The sequence below is a fragment of the Paenibacillus sp. AR247 genome, from assembly GCF_002968895.1.
Lineage (GTDB): Bacteria > Bacillota > Bacilli > Paenibacillales > Paenibacillaceae > Paenibacillus_AQ > Paenibacillus_AQ favisporus.
Genome location: NZ_PCZT01000024.1, coordinates 300,858 through 315,927, shown reverse-complemented (window position 1 = coordinate 315,927; position 15,070 = coordinate 300,858). Strand labels below are relative to the sequence as shown.

11 protein-coding genes and 5 pseudogenes are annotated in these 15,070 nt (G+C 55.4%); 7 read left to right on the top strand and 9 right to left on the bottom strand.

All coding sequences use genetic code 11. From position 1 onward, the window contains the following. Nucleotides 1–124: 124 nt before the first annotated feature. Nucleotides 125–860: pseudogene (locus tag CPT76_RS32390) on the bottom strand (amino acid ABC transporter ATP-binding protein). 509 nt (nt 861–1,369) lie between these two features. On the opposite strand from CPT76_RS32390, the gene CPT76_RS32385 reads away from it, so the two are divergent. Both CPT76_RS32385 and CPT76_RS32380 read left to right on the top strand, forming a co-directional pair. Beyond that, nucleotides 1,370–1,570 carry a cold-shock protein gene (locus tag CPT76_RS32385; RefSeq protein ID WP_076172675.1) on the top strand — a complete coding sequence of 67 codons (201 nt, stop codon included), beginning with the start codon at nt 1,370–1,372 and terminating at the stop codon, nt 1,568–1,570. A gap of 156 nt (nt 1,571–1,726) precedes the next feature. Further along, nucleotides 1,727–1,960, top strand: coding sequence for a cold-shock protein (locus CPT76_RS32380; protein WP_076172678.1), 234 nt, complete (start codon nt 1,727–1,729; stop codon nt 1,958–1,960). Between the two features lie 190 nt (nt 1,961–2,150). Here CPT76_RS32380 and CPT76_RS32375 read toward each other — a convergent pair whose 3' ends face one another. From CPT76_RS32375 to CPT76_RS32365, 3 genes and pseudogenes are all read right to left on the bottom strand, one after another. After that, on the bottom strand, nt 2,151–3,194 hold the full coding sequence (locus tag CPT76_RS32375; RefSeq protein WP_105445801.1) for an NAD(P)/FAD-dependent oxidoreductase: 1,044 nt from the start codon (nt 3,192–3,194) through the stop codon (nt 2,151–2,153). Nucleotides 3,195–3,272: 78 nt separating this feature from the next. Continuing rightward, nucleotides 3,273–4,176, bottom strand: a pseudogene (locus CPT76_RS32370) (FecCD family ABC transporter permease); the annotation flags it as partial. Continuing rightward, nucleotides 4,176–4,648: pseudogene (locus CPT76_RS32365) on the bottom strand (FecCD family ABC transporter permease); the annotation flags it as partial. The pseudogenes CPT76_RS32365 and CPT76_RS32370, both read right to left, overlap by 1 nt. A 329-nt stretch (nt 4,649–4,977) precedes the next feature. On the opposite strand from CPT76_RS32365, the gene CPT76_RS32360 reads away from it, so the two are divergent. After that, nucleotides 4,978–5,994: an ABC transporter substrate-binding protein gene (locus tag CPT76_RS32360; RefSeq protein ID WP_105445800.1), complete on the top strand. Its 1,017-nt coding sequence runs from the start codon at nt 4,978–4,980 to the stop codon at nt 5,992–5,994. A 164-nt stretch (nt 5,995–6,158) separates the two neighbouring features. Here the strand turns inward: CPT76_RS32360 and CPT76_RS32355 are convergent, their stop codons facing one another. Continuing rightward, a complete protein-coding gene (locus CPT76_RS32355; protein WP_105445799.1) occupies nt 6,159–6,860 on the bottom strand; it encodes a YcnI family copper-binding membrane protein in 702 nt (233 codons plus the stop codon). 60 nt (nt 6,861–6,920) lie between these two features. Continuing rightward, complete coding sequence (locus CPT76_RS32350) at nt 6,921–8,552, bottom strand: copper resistance CopC/CopD family protein (RefSeq protein ID WP_483870086.1); 1,632 nt, start codon at nt 8,550–8,552, stop codon at nt 6,921–6,923. A gap of 452 nt (nt 8,553–9,004) precedes the next feature. On the opposite strand from CPT76_RS32350, the gene CPT76_RS38090 reads away from it, so the two are divergent. Continuing rightward, complete coding sequence (locus CPT76_RS38090; protein ID WP_163880247.1) at nt 9,005–9,175, top strand: hypothetical protein; 171 nt, start codon at nt 9,005–9,007, stop codon at nt 9,173–9,175. Nucleotides 9,176–9,327: 152 nt separating this feature from the next. Here CPT76_RS38090 and CPT76_RS40945 read toward each other — a convergent pair whose 3' ends face one another. Beyond that, nucleotides 9,328–10,299 (bottom strand): bifunctional diguanylate cyclase/phosphohydrolase, encoded by a 972-nt coding sequence (locus CPT76_RS40945; protein WP_258169027.1) that lies wholly within the window; start codon nt 10,297–10,299, stop codon nt 9,328–9,330. A gap of 118 nt (nt 10,300–10,417) precedes the next feature. Then, a pseudogene (locus CPT76_RS40940) lies at nt 10,418–10,507 on the bottom strand (hypothetical protein); the annotation flags it as partial. A 923-nt stretch (nt 10,508–11,430) separates the two neighbouring features. Here CPT76_RS40940 and CPT76_RS32340 point away from each other — a divergent pair. The 3 genes and pseudogenes from CPT76_RS32340 to CPT76_RS32330 all read left to right on the top strand — a co-directional run bounded on the left by CPT76_RS32340 (nt 11,431) and on the right by CPT76_RS32330 (nt 14,602). Continuing rightward, nucleotides 11,431–11,772 carry a metal-sensitive transcriptional regulator gene (locus tag CPT76_RS32340; RefSeq protein ID WP_105445843.1) on the top strand — a complete coding sequence of 114 codons (342 nt, stop codon included), beginning with the start codon at nt 11,431–11,433 and terminating at the stop codon, nt 11,770–11,772. Nucleotides 11,773–11,819: 47 nt separating this feature from the next. Further along, nucleotides 11,820–12,020, top strand: coding sequence for a copper ion binding protein (locus tag CPT76_RS32335; RefSeq protein WP_105445797.1), 201 nt, complete (start codon nt 11,820–11,822; stop codon nt 12,018–12,020). Between the two features lie 185 nt (nt 12,021–12,205). Next, nucleotides 12,206–14,602, top strand: a pseudogene (locus CPT76_RS32330) (heavy metal translocating P-type ATPase). A 192-nt stretch (nt 14,603–14,794) separates the two neighbouring features. Here CPT76_RS32330 and CPT76_RS32325 read toward each other — a convergent pair. Then, nucleotides 14,795–15,070 (bottom strand): MerR family DNA-binding protein (locus CPT76_RS32325; protein WP_105445796.1); only part of this gene is annotated, 276 nt, incomplete at its 5' end.

Here is a 15,070-nt window from a genome sequence, read left to right as displayed (position 1 = left end):
CTCGCTCTTCGAGCCTCCGCAGGCCGTGAACACCAGGCACATCGCCAACAGAACAAACGCAACACTCCACCTCAAAGGTTTTTTCATGAATTCAATAACCCCTTTCCATATGCTTTCACTGAATTTAATGATGAATCAGCCGGCTGAGAAACGTCCGCGCGCGCTCTTCCCGCGGATGGTCAAAGAAGCTTGCCGCCGGGCCTTCCTCGATGATCTGACCGTTGTCCATAAAAACGACACGGTCGGCAACCTCGCGGGCGAATCCCATCTCATGCGTAACGATGACCATCGTCATCCCGTCGTAGGCGAGAGAGCGCATCACGTCCAGCACTTCGCCGATCATTTCGGGATCGAGAGCCGATGTGGGCTCGTCGAACAGCATGATCTTCGGATGCATGGCCAGGCCCCGGGCGATGGCGACCCGCTGCTGCTGTCCCCCCGAGAGCTGGGAAGGGTAGCTGGATGCCTTATCCGCAATGCCGACGCGGGACAGATAAGAAGTCGCACGCTCGGCCGCTTCTTCTTTGGAGAGGCCAAGCACCTTGACCGGCGCAAGCACAATGTTGTCGATTCACCGTTTTATGGGGATACAGNTTAAAATGCTGAAAGACGATGCCGATCTCGCGGCGGAACCGGTTAATGTCGATCTTTTTGTCATGCAGCGCCGTTCCGTTTACGTAGAGCTCGCCCGACGAGATTTTTTCCAGCCGATTGATGCAGCGGAGCAGGGTGCTCTTGCCGGAACCGGACGGTCCGATAATCACGACCACTTCGCCCTCTTCGATCCGAAGGTCGATATTCTGGAGGACATGGAAGCTGCCGTAAAATTTACTGACGTTCTTGAATTCGATCAGAAATATACCTCCCTTCCTATGTAACCTTTAAGTGCGTGTTCAAAAAGTTCGGTTTTCAGCACCGAGAAGATTGAATGAAGCAAGGGACTGAGGAGCAGAGCGTACGTAGTGGGTACGTGAGCACCGGAAGGCCCGGCTGAATTCAAGATTCGATGCCGAATCAGCTTCCCGATTTACTTCGTGATCAAAAGCGGACTTTTTGAACAACCTCTTTAAGGAGCATGTCGGCCCGACGTGCTCGTAACACTATATTGCTGTAAGCCCGATAAAATGATTAACCTGCCCAAATGCCGTCAGCTCGAAGTCATATCTTGGCATGGCATATCAACATTTCCCAAATCCTTGCATTTTGGTGATTTCCGTGGTACACTGTATTCAGTTCTGAAATTTGAAACCAATTCACATATTGAAAAGGGTATCATGTTTACAATGGAACTTTTTTCAATGTGTGAATTTTTTTTAGCTTTATTTAAAAGAAGGATCATATTAAATTTCAATTTTGGAGGTACAGCCCCATGCAAACAGGTACAGTTAAATGGTTTAATGCCGATAAAGGCTTCGGATTCATCGAAGTTGAAGGCGGAAACGATGTTTTCGTACACTACAGTGCAATCACTGGTGATGGTTTCAAAACGTTGGACGAAGGACAACGCGTCCAATTCAACGTGGTTGAAGGCAACCGTGGACCACAAGCTGAGAACGTAGTGAAACTGTAACATCAACAAGCGGCTGCCCTTAACAGATTCGTTAAGGGCAGTTTTTTCATATAGACCAAGCAGGCTTGTCCAAGATCCGTTCTTGGCGGAGGTTGACTGCTGCAGGGCGTCCGTTTATACAGTTTGGTTTTATACTTCATAAAAGGGGGACTGAGCATGAACTACCGCAAAAAGTCGATGGAGGAAATACCTGAGGAAAATACAGCGATCTGGTCCTGTACGAAGGAAGGGTGCAAAGGGTGGATGCGCGACAATTTCGCCTTTGAGCATGAGCCGACCTGCAGGTTGTGTAATTCCCCGATGGTACGGGATACGAAAATGCTTCCTGTTCTGAACAATTCGAGTGCCGATCAGAAATCGGCCAAGAAGGGCGTCAAGATCGACTCCTAAGCAATGAACCCGTGTGAAATCATAGAATAATCCGATATAAACGGCAAAAAGGTCTGCACGATCATGCAGGCCTTTTTTCTATGGGATTCAGATCGAAGTTATCCCATTGAAGGTTCTGGTTCGGTTAATTTATCCTGTTAATGGTTCATGTCCTGAAGCCTAGACAGTCTTTCCTGGCCGGTACCCGGTGTTAGTGGTCTTCGTCGATGACGCCAAGCGCCCGGTTTTTCTCCTTGAACCGCTCATTGTGCGAAGAAACATATGCAACCTTGGGAGCTTCGGGATCCATGTAGAGCTTGGCGCTGTTCGTGGCAAGCACAGCATCGGTGAATGTGCCAGCGATCAGTCTCACTTTGCTGCTGTAGTCCACAAAGTCTCCTGCGGCAAAAATTCCCGGCACATTCGTTTCCAGCTTGTCGCTGACGTTCGCCGTCCATTCGCCCATATCGATGCCCCAGTCGCGGATCGCCCCAAAGTTATACCGCATGCCGTGGTTGACGATGACCGCATCAACGTCCACGCGAAGGGTATCGCCGCTCTCTTCGTGGCAGATCGAAACCTGGTTAATCGCGCACCCGTCGCTGCTGTGCAGCTGGCGGACGGTATAGGGAACATGGATCTGGACAGAGGACTGCTTCATGCGAACCACGTTGCGCTCATGGCCGCCAAACTGCTCGCGCCGGTGTACCACACAGACGCTGGCTGCGATCGGCTCGAGCTCATTGGCCCAGTCCACGGCGGAATCGCCGCCGCCGGAGATGAGCACGCGCTTGCCGCGGAAGGGCTCGAGCTCCTGCACCGTATAGTGAAGGTTGCTCACTTCGAACCTGTCGGCACCTTCGATGTCGAGCTTCGCCATCTCCAGGATGCCGTAACCGATCGCCATGATGACGGTGCGGGTCCAGTGCTTTTCTCCGGTTGAGGAAGTAAGCAGAATAGTGCCGTCTTCCAGGCACTCCTGGCCGACGATCTGCTGGCCCAGTACGACGGTCGGATCAAAAGTCAGCGCCTGCTGCTTCAACTGCTCGATCAGGTTGCGGCATAGGATCGGTCCCGTACCGCCGACGTCCCAGATCATCTTCTCCGGATAAATCAGCATCCGTCCGCCCAGTTCATCCTTCGCTTCGATCAGCTTGGTCTTCAGGTCGCGCATCCCGCTGTAAAAAGCCGCATACATGCCGGCAGGGCCACCCCCGATGATGGTTACGTCGTACAGCTCCAATGATTCACTCATGGTTTTCCCTCCAAGTCCATTCAGGTATGATCTCCGATTCAAATGTCGGAAAAAATGATCTATATCAAGCACTGGCATTTAACTTTTCGCTCTGGCGAGCAGATACAGAAAATAAGGTGCGCCGATGACGGCGACCACGATGCCCGTCGGTACGCCGGAAGGCTGCAGAATCCAGCGGCCGATCGTGTCGGCCGCGATAACGAGCAGCGCCCCGATGAGCCCCGAGACCGGCAGCAGCATCTGATGCTTCGGACCGACGAGGCGTCTGGCCAAATGCGGACCGACGAGCCCGACGAAGGCGATCCCGCCGCTGACGGCTACGCTTGCCGCAGCAAGAGCGACGGCAGCGGCGAGCAGGCGGAACTGCTCTTTTCGTACATTTTCGCCGAGGTCTGGTCGCCATCTGCTCTCCCATCTGCAGCACGTTCATCACCCGTGCCCGATAAATAATGTATGGCACCAGGACGACGATCCAGGGGAGAAGGGAGAGGACAAACTTCCAGTTCGTTCCCCAGATGCTTCCCGCGAGCCATGTCGCGACGAATTGATACTGCTCGGGCTTCAGCCGGAGCGTGAGCACGATCATGGCCGCCTGAATGCCGGCGGCGACGGCAATGCCTGTCAGCATCAGCCGGATCGGGCGGATTCCCTTGTTCCGCGTGTAGGACAGGGAGTAGATCAGCGCTGCCGTCAATCCTGCGCCCACAAAGGCTAGGAGAGGGAGCAGGAACACCGGCATCGCCTGTGTCGTTGGATAGAACGACACGAGCAGCATGACCATCAGCCCCGCTCCCGAGTTGATGCCGAGGATGCCGGGGTCGGCCAGCGGATTACGGAAAATCCCCTGCATGACCGCTCCGGACACCGCCAGTCCCGCGCCGATCAGCACCGAAATGACGATCCGCGGGAGCCGGAATTCGAAGAGAATCAGGTTCTCCTGATCCGATCCCTGCCCGAACAGCGTCCGGATCAGGTCGAGTGGGCGAGCGATCCGACGCCGTAGACGAGTCCGGCACGACCCCCGCGCCGAGAAAGGCGTACAGGATCAGGTACATAAAGGACAGACCGGGGAAGAAGGCAAAGCATAGCGCAAGGGCGAAGCCTGCACCCGCATTAATGCCAAGGAGTCCCGAGTCAGCGAGCGGATTGCGGGTCATCCCCTGCATCAGGGCTCCGGCTACCGCAAAGCTTGCACCAATCATCGCGCTGGCAAGGACCCGCGGCAGGCGCAAATCCCGAATAATTTGATGATTGACCACATCCGCATGGAAATTGAACACGGCCGACCATACTTCAGACAGCCGGATATTGGCCGCTCCGAAGGAGATCGATAATCCCATGCTCAGAACGAGAGCGGCAAGACCGCCGATAAGGATCAGGCTGGCGGTCTTCGGACGGGAACGGAGGCGTTCCTTGGAGTCCGGGGTCATATTCGCTGCTGCCTGCTGATTCATATATTGTCACCTATTTCCATGAAATTGATTCTCATTCTCACTTCATTCTCAATTACTCATTTTATATGAACAGCAGGCCTCTTGGCAATGAGAAATATGAAATCGGCATAAATCTGGCACAATTGAGCGTTGGTTCTGCAATGCACTGGAAGAAGGCCATTCTCAATAAGGAAGTGCCTGGATGAAACCTTACAGATATCGGGTAAATCTGCGGGCGGTCCTAATTCCCGGCAAGAAAATAAAGATTGACAAGGGACCGGCGAGCTGATAAGTTTTCAATTGATAATGATTATCATTACTGACGTATTACATACCTATGGGGGGTTATTATGTTTACAAGGTCCAAATCATCGTTTACGGTCATGATCCTGGTGGTCATGCTCTCCATGCTGGTGACGGCCTGCGGCGGCAATAACGGCGGCAGCGGGTCAGCGGCATCCGGCGGGACGGCAGCCGAAACTTCAGGCAAGGAGACAGCCGCATCGGATTCGAAGGAAACGGCGTCGGACGGAGGAACGCGTACGTACAAGACAGAAAAAGGCGACGTGGAGATTCCCGTAAAGCCGCAGCGCATCGTAACCGATTATTATGGCGGCGAGCTGCTGTCCGTTGGCGCCCCTGTGGTGGGCGCGGAACCGAGCATTTTCCAAAACCCGTTCCTGAAGGATAAGCTGAACGGAGTAGAGGATGTAGGCTATCCAATCAATACCGAGAAGGCGCTCTCGCTCAAGCCCGACCTGATCGTCGTCATGTATGACGACAATTATGAGGCGTTGTCCAAAATCGCACCGACCATCTACATTCCTTACGGCACAGCAACTAACGTTGACGATACGGTGCGCCTGTTCGGCGACATTGCCGGCGAAAAGGAAAAGGCAGAGGAATTCATCAAAGCGTTCGACGAAAAAGCAGCAGCTGCCCGTGAGAAGCTCAAAGGCGTTGTGGACGAGAACGCCACCTTCGGCATCTACGAGTTGACGGACAAGGGCGAGCTGTGGACGTTCGGCGACAATGCCGGCCGCGGCGGCCAGGTGCTGTACAATGCACTTCAGCTGAAACGTCCTGCGAAGAACAGCAAGGAAAACCAGACGCTGCAGCTGTCCATGGAACTCCTGCCCGAGTATGCGGCGGATTACATGTTCCTGACGACCTACGATCCGGAGAAGAAGGGCGACAAGCTGAAGGAACTGAAGGCTTCCCCGGTATGGAACAGCCTGGCGGCCGCAAAGAACGACCGCATCTACTATAACGACTTTGACACGTTCTACCGCTATGATCCGATTGCTATTATGGGCCAAATCGATTTGTTCGTGGATATGATCCTCGAACACAGTGGTAAGAAATAGGAATTAGCATATAGGGTGCCCAGGCGGCAACGCTTGATACCCGCCTGCCGGTAACGAAAAAGAAGCTGCTCCGCTTTGATGCGGGGCAGCTTCTTTTTGTTTTTAACATCGCTTTGTCGAGCTGTCATGGACAATTTCTCTGATCAGCTGTTTTTGCTGGTCATTTATTGCCGTCTTTTCGTAAACGAAGTGATCAAGGACACGATGGACAGCAGCAGGGCGGCAATCGAAGCGACCAGTGTCGCGGTCTGAACGCCGCTGCTTCCGGAATCCGCTGCGGCCGGGACAGAAGTCGATGCGGCAGCCTGGTCCTGAGCGGACGTGTCGGCCCCGGCTCCGTTATCCGTGGAGGCTGTGTCGTCATGGCCGTGATCGGCAGGCTCCGTGGATTCCGTGGCGGTGATTTTGGTGATGGAGTGCGGCGAATCCGCGCCTTCGTCACCCGTCCATTCCACGATGCTGCCGTCTTTGTAATATTGGTAGGCGTCCCAGGCGACATCGGCATCCTGGTCCGGGTTCTGCGCAACGAAGTTAAACTGCTGGAATTCTCCGGCATTAATGCCGGCCCCGGTAGCGCTCCACGTAATGGTTTTGATTTTACCCGAGGCATCCTTTTCGGTCGTGACTTTCCACTCCGGCACCGGCTGGTACTGTTTAAGGTCCACGTTCTCCGGCACTTTTAACGTTACCTTGGTAGTGGCGACTTCTTTCTCAGACGGAATCTTGATCGTGTACGTTTCCCAGGCTCCCGGAGCCGATGTGGCCGGCTTGACCGTCACATGGGCGCTGGCGATGCCGGAAAACAGAAGCAGGCCGGCGGCTGCCGTGATCAAGAACGGGATGCGTTTGCTCAACAATTTTTTCATGCTCAATACCCCTTTATATTGTATTTGGTGATGAGGCCGATATCATTTGCCCCGCATGCTTCAACTGCTTCCTACGGTAATCTGGAAGTCGGTATCCCAAGCGTCGAGGGACTCGGTCAAAATATGGACATGGACGTTCCAGCGGCCTGCCATGCTGATCAGGTCCTGGGCTTTATACGTCTTGTCGGCGCCGGGAATTTCGATTTCGTATTTGCCCATATCCATGTCCAGCGAGGTCAGCGTCAGCTTGATCTGCTGAATGCCCTGCACCGGCTTGCCGCTGGCATCCTTCACGCCTACCTCGAAGGTATTCTCGCCCGCGATATTCGGGCTGATCTGCAGCGTGACGACGGTGCGGTTATCCAGCGTCTGCTGCACATTCACCGGCCCCGGATTAGAGGATGCCGGGGGCAGGTTCGAGAGGGCGGCGGCGAGCACGAGGGCCGCAATGCCGGCCGCGAATTCGATCCATACGCCGGCGCCGAGCGGCTTGCTGCGGCGCTGCCCGCGGATGAGGTGCACGGCGGCGAAGCCGAGCATCACCAGCAGCAGCACACATTTCAGCAGCAGGATGCGTCCGTAGGCGGTGTGAAGGAGCGAATACCAGGTCGGTACATACGTCAGCGAGGCGTACACGCCGCTGATCAGCACAGCCGCCACCAAGGTGGTGCCCCATAGAGAGAAGCGCTCAATGACCGCGAAGTAACTCTTTTTACGAAGATCCGGTTCGGCTGGCAGCGATGCCTCCCTAGGCAGAATCAAGCCGAGTGCGAGCAGGCAGCCGAGCCAGATGGAAACCGACACGAGATGAAGGAAATCCATAAATACCGGCATCCATATCGATTCGGCCGAAGCGGCGTGCCCAATGAATGCCTTGGACAGCAGCAGCCCCACGCCGGTCAGCAGCGTGCCCGCATACAACGCACGGAGCCCTTTTTGCTCGGTGCTCTGGGTTGCGGCGTAGAGCAGCGCGCCCAGGAGCAGTACAAGGATGACCTGCACCAGCCAAATATGGCCGAAGCTCGTAATGCGCAGCATTTTGCCGAGGAGCTCCGCGTTCCACACCTCGCTCCAGCCGACTCCGGCTTCGATCGCCGTCTGCATCGGCAGGCTCAGGAGCACACCGAGGATCAGAGCGGCATAGGATATGCCCAGAAGCTTACGGCTCCGAGGAGACAACACCGGATGCCGGGATCCTCCGCCCGCAGGCAGCAAGTACAGATAAAAGCATAAGACGCCAAGCAGAAAAGCCAAGCTTACATAAAAGACCCAGCGGATCAGGATTAGATCGGCGCCCGGCGTATAACCCGCGTACACAATGTGGCTGGCCGTATTCTGGCTGCCTGTGCCGATTTGGAACGGAAACGTTCCGTTCACCGGATGGCCGTCGCCGGACACGGCTTTCCACTGAACTGTNTAAATACCGTCCGGAAGACCGGTCTTCAGGTCGACTTCCAGGACGGCCGGCTGTCCGGCCGGAACTCTGCTGCTGCCCTGGTTAACCTCTGCTCCGGACGAATTCATCACGATGATGGAGTGAAAGGCCGGCTGCAGCGCCTCGTTGAACTGAAGCGTCACTTTAGCTGGCGCCTGCGTCATCACTTCATTATCGGACGGGCTGGACTTGGTCAGATAGGCATGGGCCGAACTGGCGGCAGGATGAATGAGCACTCCGATGAAGATCACCAGCATCCACACCCATAGCGGTTTCATATTACGTTTGAACATATCAAGGATTCACCTACTTTGATTTCGGTGCCGTTACCGCCGCTTGCGGCCGGCACATTGGTAATTGTATAGCCATCGTTCCGTGATGAAAATGACCCTAATGGGCTATAGCCGACCACAGGATTCATCGATTTCGTGAACTTTCGCCATGAAGCTGGATGGATCTAGGCGATTCTTCTTTTTCGGAAGCTAAATTTTTCCATGAAATGGGATATTTGGCGGCTGACTTGCCGGATACCGGAGGATACGGCAGGATTTCTCCGGCTGGGGGGCTCTGAGCCCCGGTCATCGCGGTTCAGCCCGCGAGGGCCGGGATCAGCCATTTTCAGCACATTTTCAATAAGTTTCAGGTCTCGATATAATAAAAAGGGAGTTCCCAATGAACGAAAAAATTGAAATCAGGAGTGATGTTATTCATGAGTTTGGCTGTATTGGAACGTCGGAGTGAGCTGCTGAAGAAACGGATTCAACAATTGATCATCAAGGATAACCAGTACGGAATCAGCCGTCAACAGAACATGTTCCTGCAGCACATGATTAAGGAATTACACCAAACATCATACGAGTTAAACACGGAGCGCGGGTAAGCCGGCTGGGCTGATCCGGACGGACAGAAAAAGGTACCCGCAAGGGTATCTTTTTAGATTAAGAAAGCAATGAAATCAAGTTAAAGAAACCCGGATCATGCTTGCAGACATGCGCCGGGTTTTTCGTTCATATAAATAGAATACGTGTGAAATCAAGACATTGTTGGCGAACCCGCATAGAGAAGGTTCACATCCGCAGCAGGGAGGGCTTTGCCCTTCTGTCTGGCTTCGATATACCGGATGAACAGCTCGGTCAGGTCCGGGTCAAACTGGGTTCCGGCACAGGCGCGCAGCTCGCGGATTGCATCTTCGACCGATTTGGTGTTCTGGTATGGGCGCTCCGAGGTCATGGCGTCAAAGGAATCGATCACGGTGAGCATCCGGCACAGCAGCGGGATTTCCTCCCTCTGATACCCGTGCGGATACCCCTTGCCGTCGTACCGTTCATGATGCAGCTCGATATAAGGCACCAGCGCTTTGAACTGCTCCTGAATGAGCGCGATTTCTTTGCCCCAAACGACATGCTTTTTCACCGTTTCCCATTCCGAAGGGCTCAGCTTGCCCTGCTTCCGGATAATGTCGCGCGGTATTTCGAGCTTGCCGATATCGTGGATGAGTGCCCCGAGCACGAACTGCTTCCGGCTGACCGGGTCCAGCCCGAGTACTTTGCTCATATCCATGGCGTAGCGAAACACCCGCTTGGAATGCTTGAACGTATCGATATCCTTGTACAGAAACAGGCTGAGCAGCTGCTCGATGTTTTTGACGTCCTGGGCGATGTCCTGCTCATCCTGAACAGGCTGGGATTCCCCGAAGATTTGTACGGTGTTTTTACCCTGTTTTTTGGCGCCGTAGAGGGCCTGGTCCGCCTGATCCACCAATAGCGATTTGTCGTGAATGTCGGGCTTGTATCCGGAAATGCCGGCTGAGAAGGACAAGCATCCATGCGGAAAAATTTCTACGCCTTCGTAAGGGGTGTCGTTGATCCGTTTGCGCAGACGGTTGATAAACTCGAGGGCTTGCTGCGTATCGTAACCGGGCATCAGCAGGGAAAACTCCTCGCCGCCGTACCGGGAGGCGGAAATGCCGGCCATTTCCGATTCCTCTTTTAAAATTTGGCCCATGAGGCCCAGCAGCCGGTCTCCCTTCAGATGACCGAAGTGGTCGTTGTACTTTTTGTAAATCGTCGATATCGACCATGGCCAGGGACAGCGGCTTGCCGGTATTTCTCGCCTGCTGCAGCTGCACGTCGAGTATTTGCTCGAAGTAGGTGTGATTGTACAATCCCGTCCGCTGATCCGTATTGGCGCGCTCCTGCACCTGCTGATACATGCCGAACTGCATCCGGAACAGGTGGGACAGCAGCAGGCTGATGCCGAGAAACAGCCCCAGTCCCGTCACGCCGTTATGAACGACCATGATCGTGAGCACGAGAGAGAGGATCAGGATGCATAAGTAGACAAGCATGGATTCCCGCAGCAACCCCTTCAGCAGGGCGTACAGGTTGTCCCGGTTGCGGTACATCAAGCAGTAGTACAAGCTGATACATATCAGGTTCAGTATAAAATAAGCAACGAGGGCGCCGAAGTATGCCGGCAAATGAACGTTCTGAAGGTAGCCCTGACGGCCGCCCATCAGATGAAACATGCCGCCTGCACCGGAAATCATAATGGAATAGATGGAGAAGTTGAGAAGGTGCTTCCACCATGCCAATTTCCGTTCGATGAAGGCGAAGATGACCGCGCTGACCAGCAGCATGACCAGAGAAGCCGCGCTCCCATAAGTAAAGATGCACGCCAGATACACGACCGAGTCCATCGACTGTTTGCTCCCGTCCGGGGGAACCTGGAAGGTATACATATACAGGACCAGCGACGCGGCAAGCATGGAGCCAAGAAGAAACCAGTCCGCCGAAGTATATGCGAGGGACAGGCTGCGCATGTGGAGCAGGAACAGAAGGGTGCCAAGCAGGCAGAACACCGTCGTGCCGACCAACCCGGGAATTTGCTGCTGTGTAATTAGACGTTTTTTGAACATAAGATTTATCTCCCTGCAGCAAAAAAATGGATATTCGAATCAGATGTTTATTTCGCCTTGTTAAATCTTAATTCCTTTAATTTTCAAGGCGGAATGGAAAACGAATCATCATCTGACGGTTCTGTGCTTGCATACTATTGGGGGGTATCGTATAATGATAGTATCAAAGCGGCATAGGAGGTGTCCTTATGGCGAAGGTCGAAATGAAGGTCGAAGGAATGAGGGGCGATGCCCTGCTCTCCGCTGCCGGTCCTGACAGCTCCTGCGAAGGGGGATGCAGCGAGCGGCACAGCCACCATTCGGAACAAACCAAGAACAATTTGATTACCCGTTTGAACCGGATTGAAGGACAGATCCGCGGCGTGAAAGGCCTGATCGAGAAGGATACCTATTGCGATGATGTGCTGAACCAGATCGCGGCGATCCAATCGGCCCTGAACGGCGTAGGCAAGCTGCTCCTGGAGGGTCATATGAAGAGCTGCGTGGTCGAGCGGATCGAAGCCGGGGACCATGAAGTGATTGACGAACTGCTGGTTACGGTGAAGAAATTAATGAAATAATACCTGCATGAGAAGCAGGGATTATCCAACTTAAGGAGGAATATATGATGAAACAGGTTACGCTTAACGTTGAAGGTATGTCGTGCAACCACTGCGTCAATGCGGTAGAAGGCGCGGTGAAGAATGCCGGCGCCGCAGGCAAGGTTGACTTGCCGTCCAATACGGTGACTGTGGACTACGACGAGAACAAAGTAAGCCTGGACACCATTAAGGCAGCGATTGAGGATCAAGGCTACGATGTTGTCTAAACATTAGATCAGGCGGATGTTACGCCTCGAATACGAGTTTCAGAAGATAGCTGAGGCGAGGATGTCCTCCGCTTATACCAGGCAGCGATGCGAATTTACGTGATTTGCGGGCGCTGCCTTTTTTGACTCTAGTTTATACCCCGCTGGGGTATGCCATAGACTTGGGGAAAGGAGAGGACGCGGCTATGGAACAGCATACGCCGGATCAATCGGAGAAGCATACGACCCTGTCCATTACGGGAATGACCTGTGCGGCCTGCGCAGCCCGGATCGAGAAGGGGCTAGGCCGGATGGAGGGCGTCAGCCGGGCGAACGTGAACCTGGCATTGGAGAAGGCCTCCGTCACCTATGATCCGAAGCAGACAAATCTGAAGCAGCTGGAAGCAAAATCGTATCGCTCGGTTACGGCACGATGAAGGAAACGATGGATTTTGACATTACGGGAATGACCTGCGCGGCCTGCGCGACCCGGATCGAGAAGGGGCTCGGCCGGCTGTCCGGCGTGACGGAGGCGAATGTCAATCTGGCGCTGGAAACGGCCCGGGTGGAATATATGCCGGGGACGGTGACCGTGCAGGACATGATGCATAAGGTGGAGCAGCTCGGGTACAAGGCGATTCCGAAGCAGGAAGCCAAGGATACCGCCGAGCTCCGCCGTCAGGAGATCCAGCACAAGCGGTGGAAGTGGATGATGTCGGCCATTCTCTCCCTGCCGCTTCTATGGGCGATGGTTGGCCACTTTTCCTTTACGGCATGGATCCCGGTACCCTCGCTGTTCATGAACCCTTGGTTCCAGCTGATTGTGGCTACGCCGGTACAGTTCATCATCGGCGGGCAGTTCTATGTCGGAGCCTATAAAGCGCTGCGCAATTGGAGCGCCAACATGGACGTGCTGGTCGCTCTGGGTACATCGGCCGCTTATTTTGAACCATTCGGTGGAAATGTATTATGAGACGAGCAGCATTCTGATCACGCTGATTCTGGTGGGCAAGTGGTTTGAGGCGCTTGCCAAAGGCCGGTCCTCGGAGGCGATCAAAAGCTTGATGGGGCTGCAGGCCAAAACGGCACTCGTTCTGAGGGACGGGAAAGAGGTCAGCATCCCGGTCGCGGACGTGGCCGCCGGCGATACCGTGCTCGTCCGTCCCGGGGAGAAGATCCCGGTGGACGGGCGGGTACTCGAAGGATCGTCCTCTGTAGATGAGTCGATGCTTACCGGCGAAAGCCTCCCGGTCGAGAAACGGGCCGGGGACAACGTAGTGGGCGCCACGCTGAACAAGAACGGCGTGCTGCGCATCCGGGCGACGAAGGTCGGCAGCGAGACGGCGCTGGCCCAGATCATCAAGGTGGTGGAGGAGGCGCAGGGCTCCAAGGCACCGATCCAGCGGATCGCCGACGTCATTTCCGGCATTTTCGTGCCGATCGTGGTCGGCATAGCGATTGTAACCGGGCTGGCCTGGTACTTCCTTGTGGACCCGGGCCACTTTGCCCCTGCCTTGGAGAAAGCCATCGCGGTGCTCGTCATCGCCTGCCCGTGCGCGCTCGGACTGGCGACGCCGACCTCCATCATGGCCGGCTCCGGCCGGGCCGCGGAGTTCGGCATCCTGTTTAAGGGTGGGGAGCATCTGGAGTCGGCGCAGGACGTCCAGGTGGTGGTGCTGGACAAAACCGGCACCGTGACGAGCGGCAAGCCGCAGCTGACGGACGTGGTGCCCGCGCCGCTCATGACCGAGCAGTCGCTGCTGCGGATGACCGCGGCGGTTGAGAAGCATTCCGAGCACCCGCTGGCGGAAGCCATTGTGGCGGGCGCGCAGGAGCGGAGCAAAGGGCTGCCGCTGCCGGAAGCGAAGGATTTTGCCAATCTGCCGGGCTACGGCGTCTCCGCCCGGGTCGACGGCCGCTTCGTGCTGATCGGCACCCGGAAGCTGATGGCCGAACGAGGAGTAGCGCTGGACAGCGCCATTCCGGTGATGAATCGGCTGGAGGAGGCCGGGAAGACGGCGATGCTGGTGGCGGTTGACGGCAGATATGCCGGGCTCGTAGCCGTCGCCGATACGATCAAGGAGACGTCGCGCGAGGCGGTGTCCCGCCTGCAGGAGATGGGCATCGAGGTCGTCATGATCACAGGCGACAACGAGCGGACGGCGCAGGCGATTGCGGCCCAGGCCGGCATCCGCCGCGTGCTGGCGGAGGTGCTGCCGGAAGGCAAGGCCGAGGAAGTGAAGAAGCTGCAGCAGGCCGGCCGCAAGGTCGCGATGGTCGGGGACGGCATCAACGATGCCCCGGCCCTGGCCACAGCTGATATTGGCATGGCGATTGGCACAGGGACGGACGTGGCGATGGAGGCCGCCGACGTCACCTTGATGCGGGGCGACCTGAACGCCATCGCCGACGCGATTCTGATGAGCCGCCGGACGATGGGCAACATCAAGCAGAACCTGTTCTGGGCGCTCGCCTATAACACGGTCGGCATCCCGATCGCCGCGGCGGGCTTCCTGGCGCCATGGCTGGCCGGCGCCGCGATGGCGTTCAGCTCCGTGTCGGTCGTGCTGAACGCGCTGCGCCTGCAGCGGGTGAAGCTGTGACGCTGCCGCCGATTAGACTTAAACGGCGGTGGCAAAGGTTATGCCGGTCGCTAGTGTAACTGCATATGCTGCACATCAAATACGCCCAAGGGAACCGGATGAACGCCGGCCCCTTGGGCTTTTTGCGTGTAAATCATTTCCCCCGGCTACCCTGAGAACAGGACTGATGCCTGGCAATATGGCCCGGTTCGATTAAATTTTAATGTCCGCATGATTCCTTTGAGCTTCGAGCACGTCGTACAGCGCCAATTTATAATTGATTTTATCCAAATTGCGGTAGAGATCGGCTATTTTGTGTTCAATATCCTTTTTATGCTGGAGCATCATCGCTTTACGTTCCGAAATGGTGAAATCGCCTGCTTGATACAACTGGACATATCTCTGTATCTGCACGATTGGCATGCCCGTTGCCCGAAGTGCGGTAATGAAATGGACCCATTCCAGGTCCTCATCATCGTATTGGCGTTT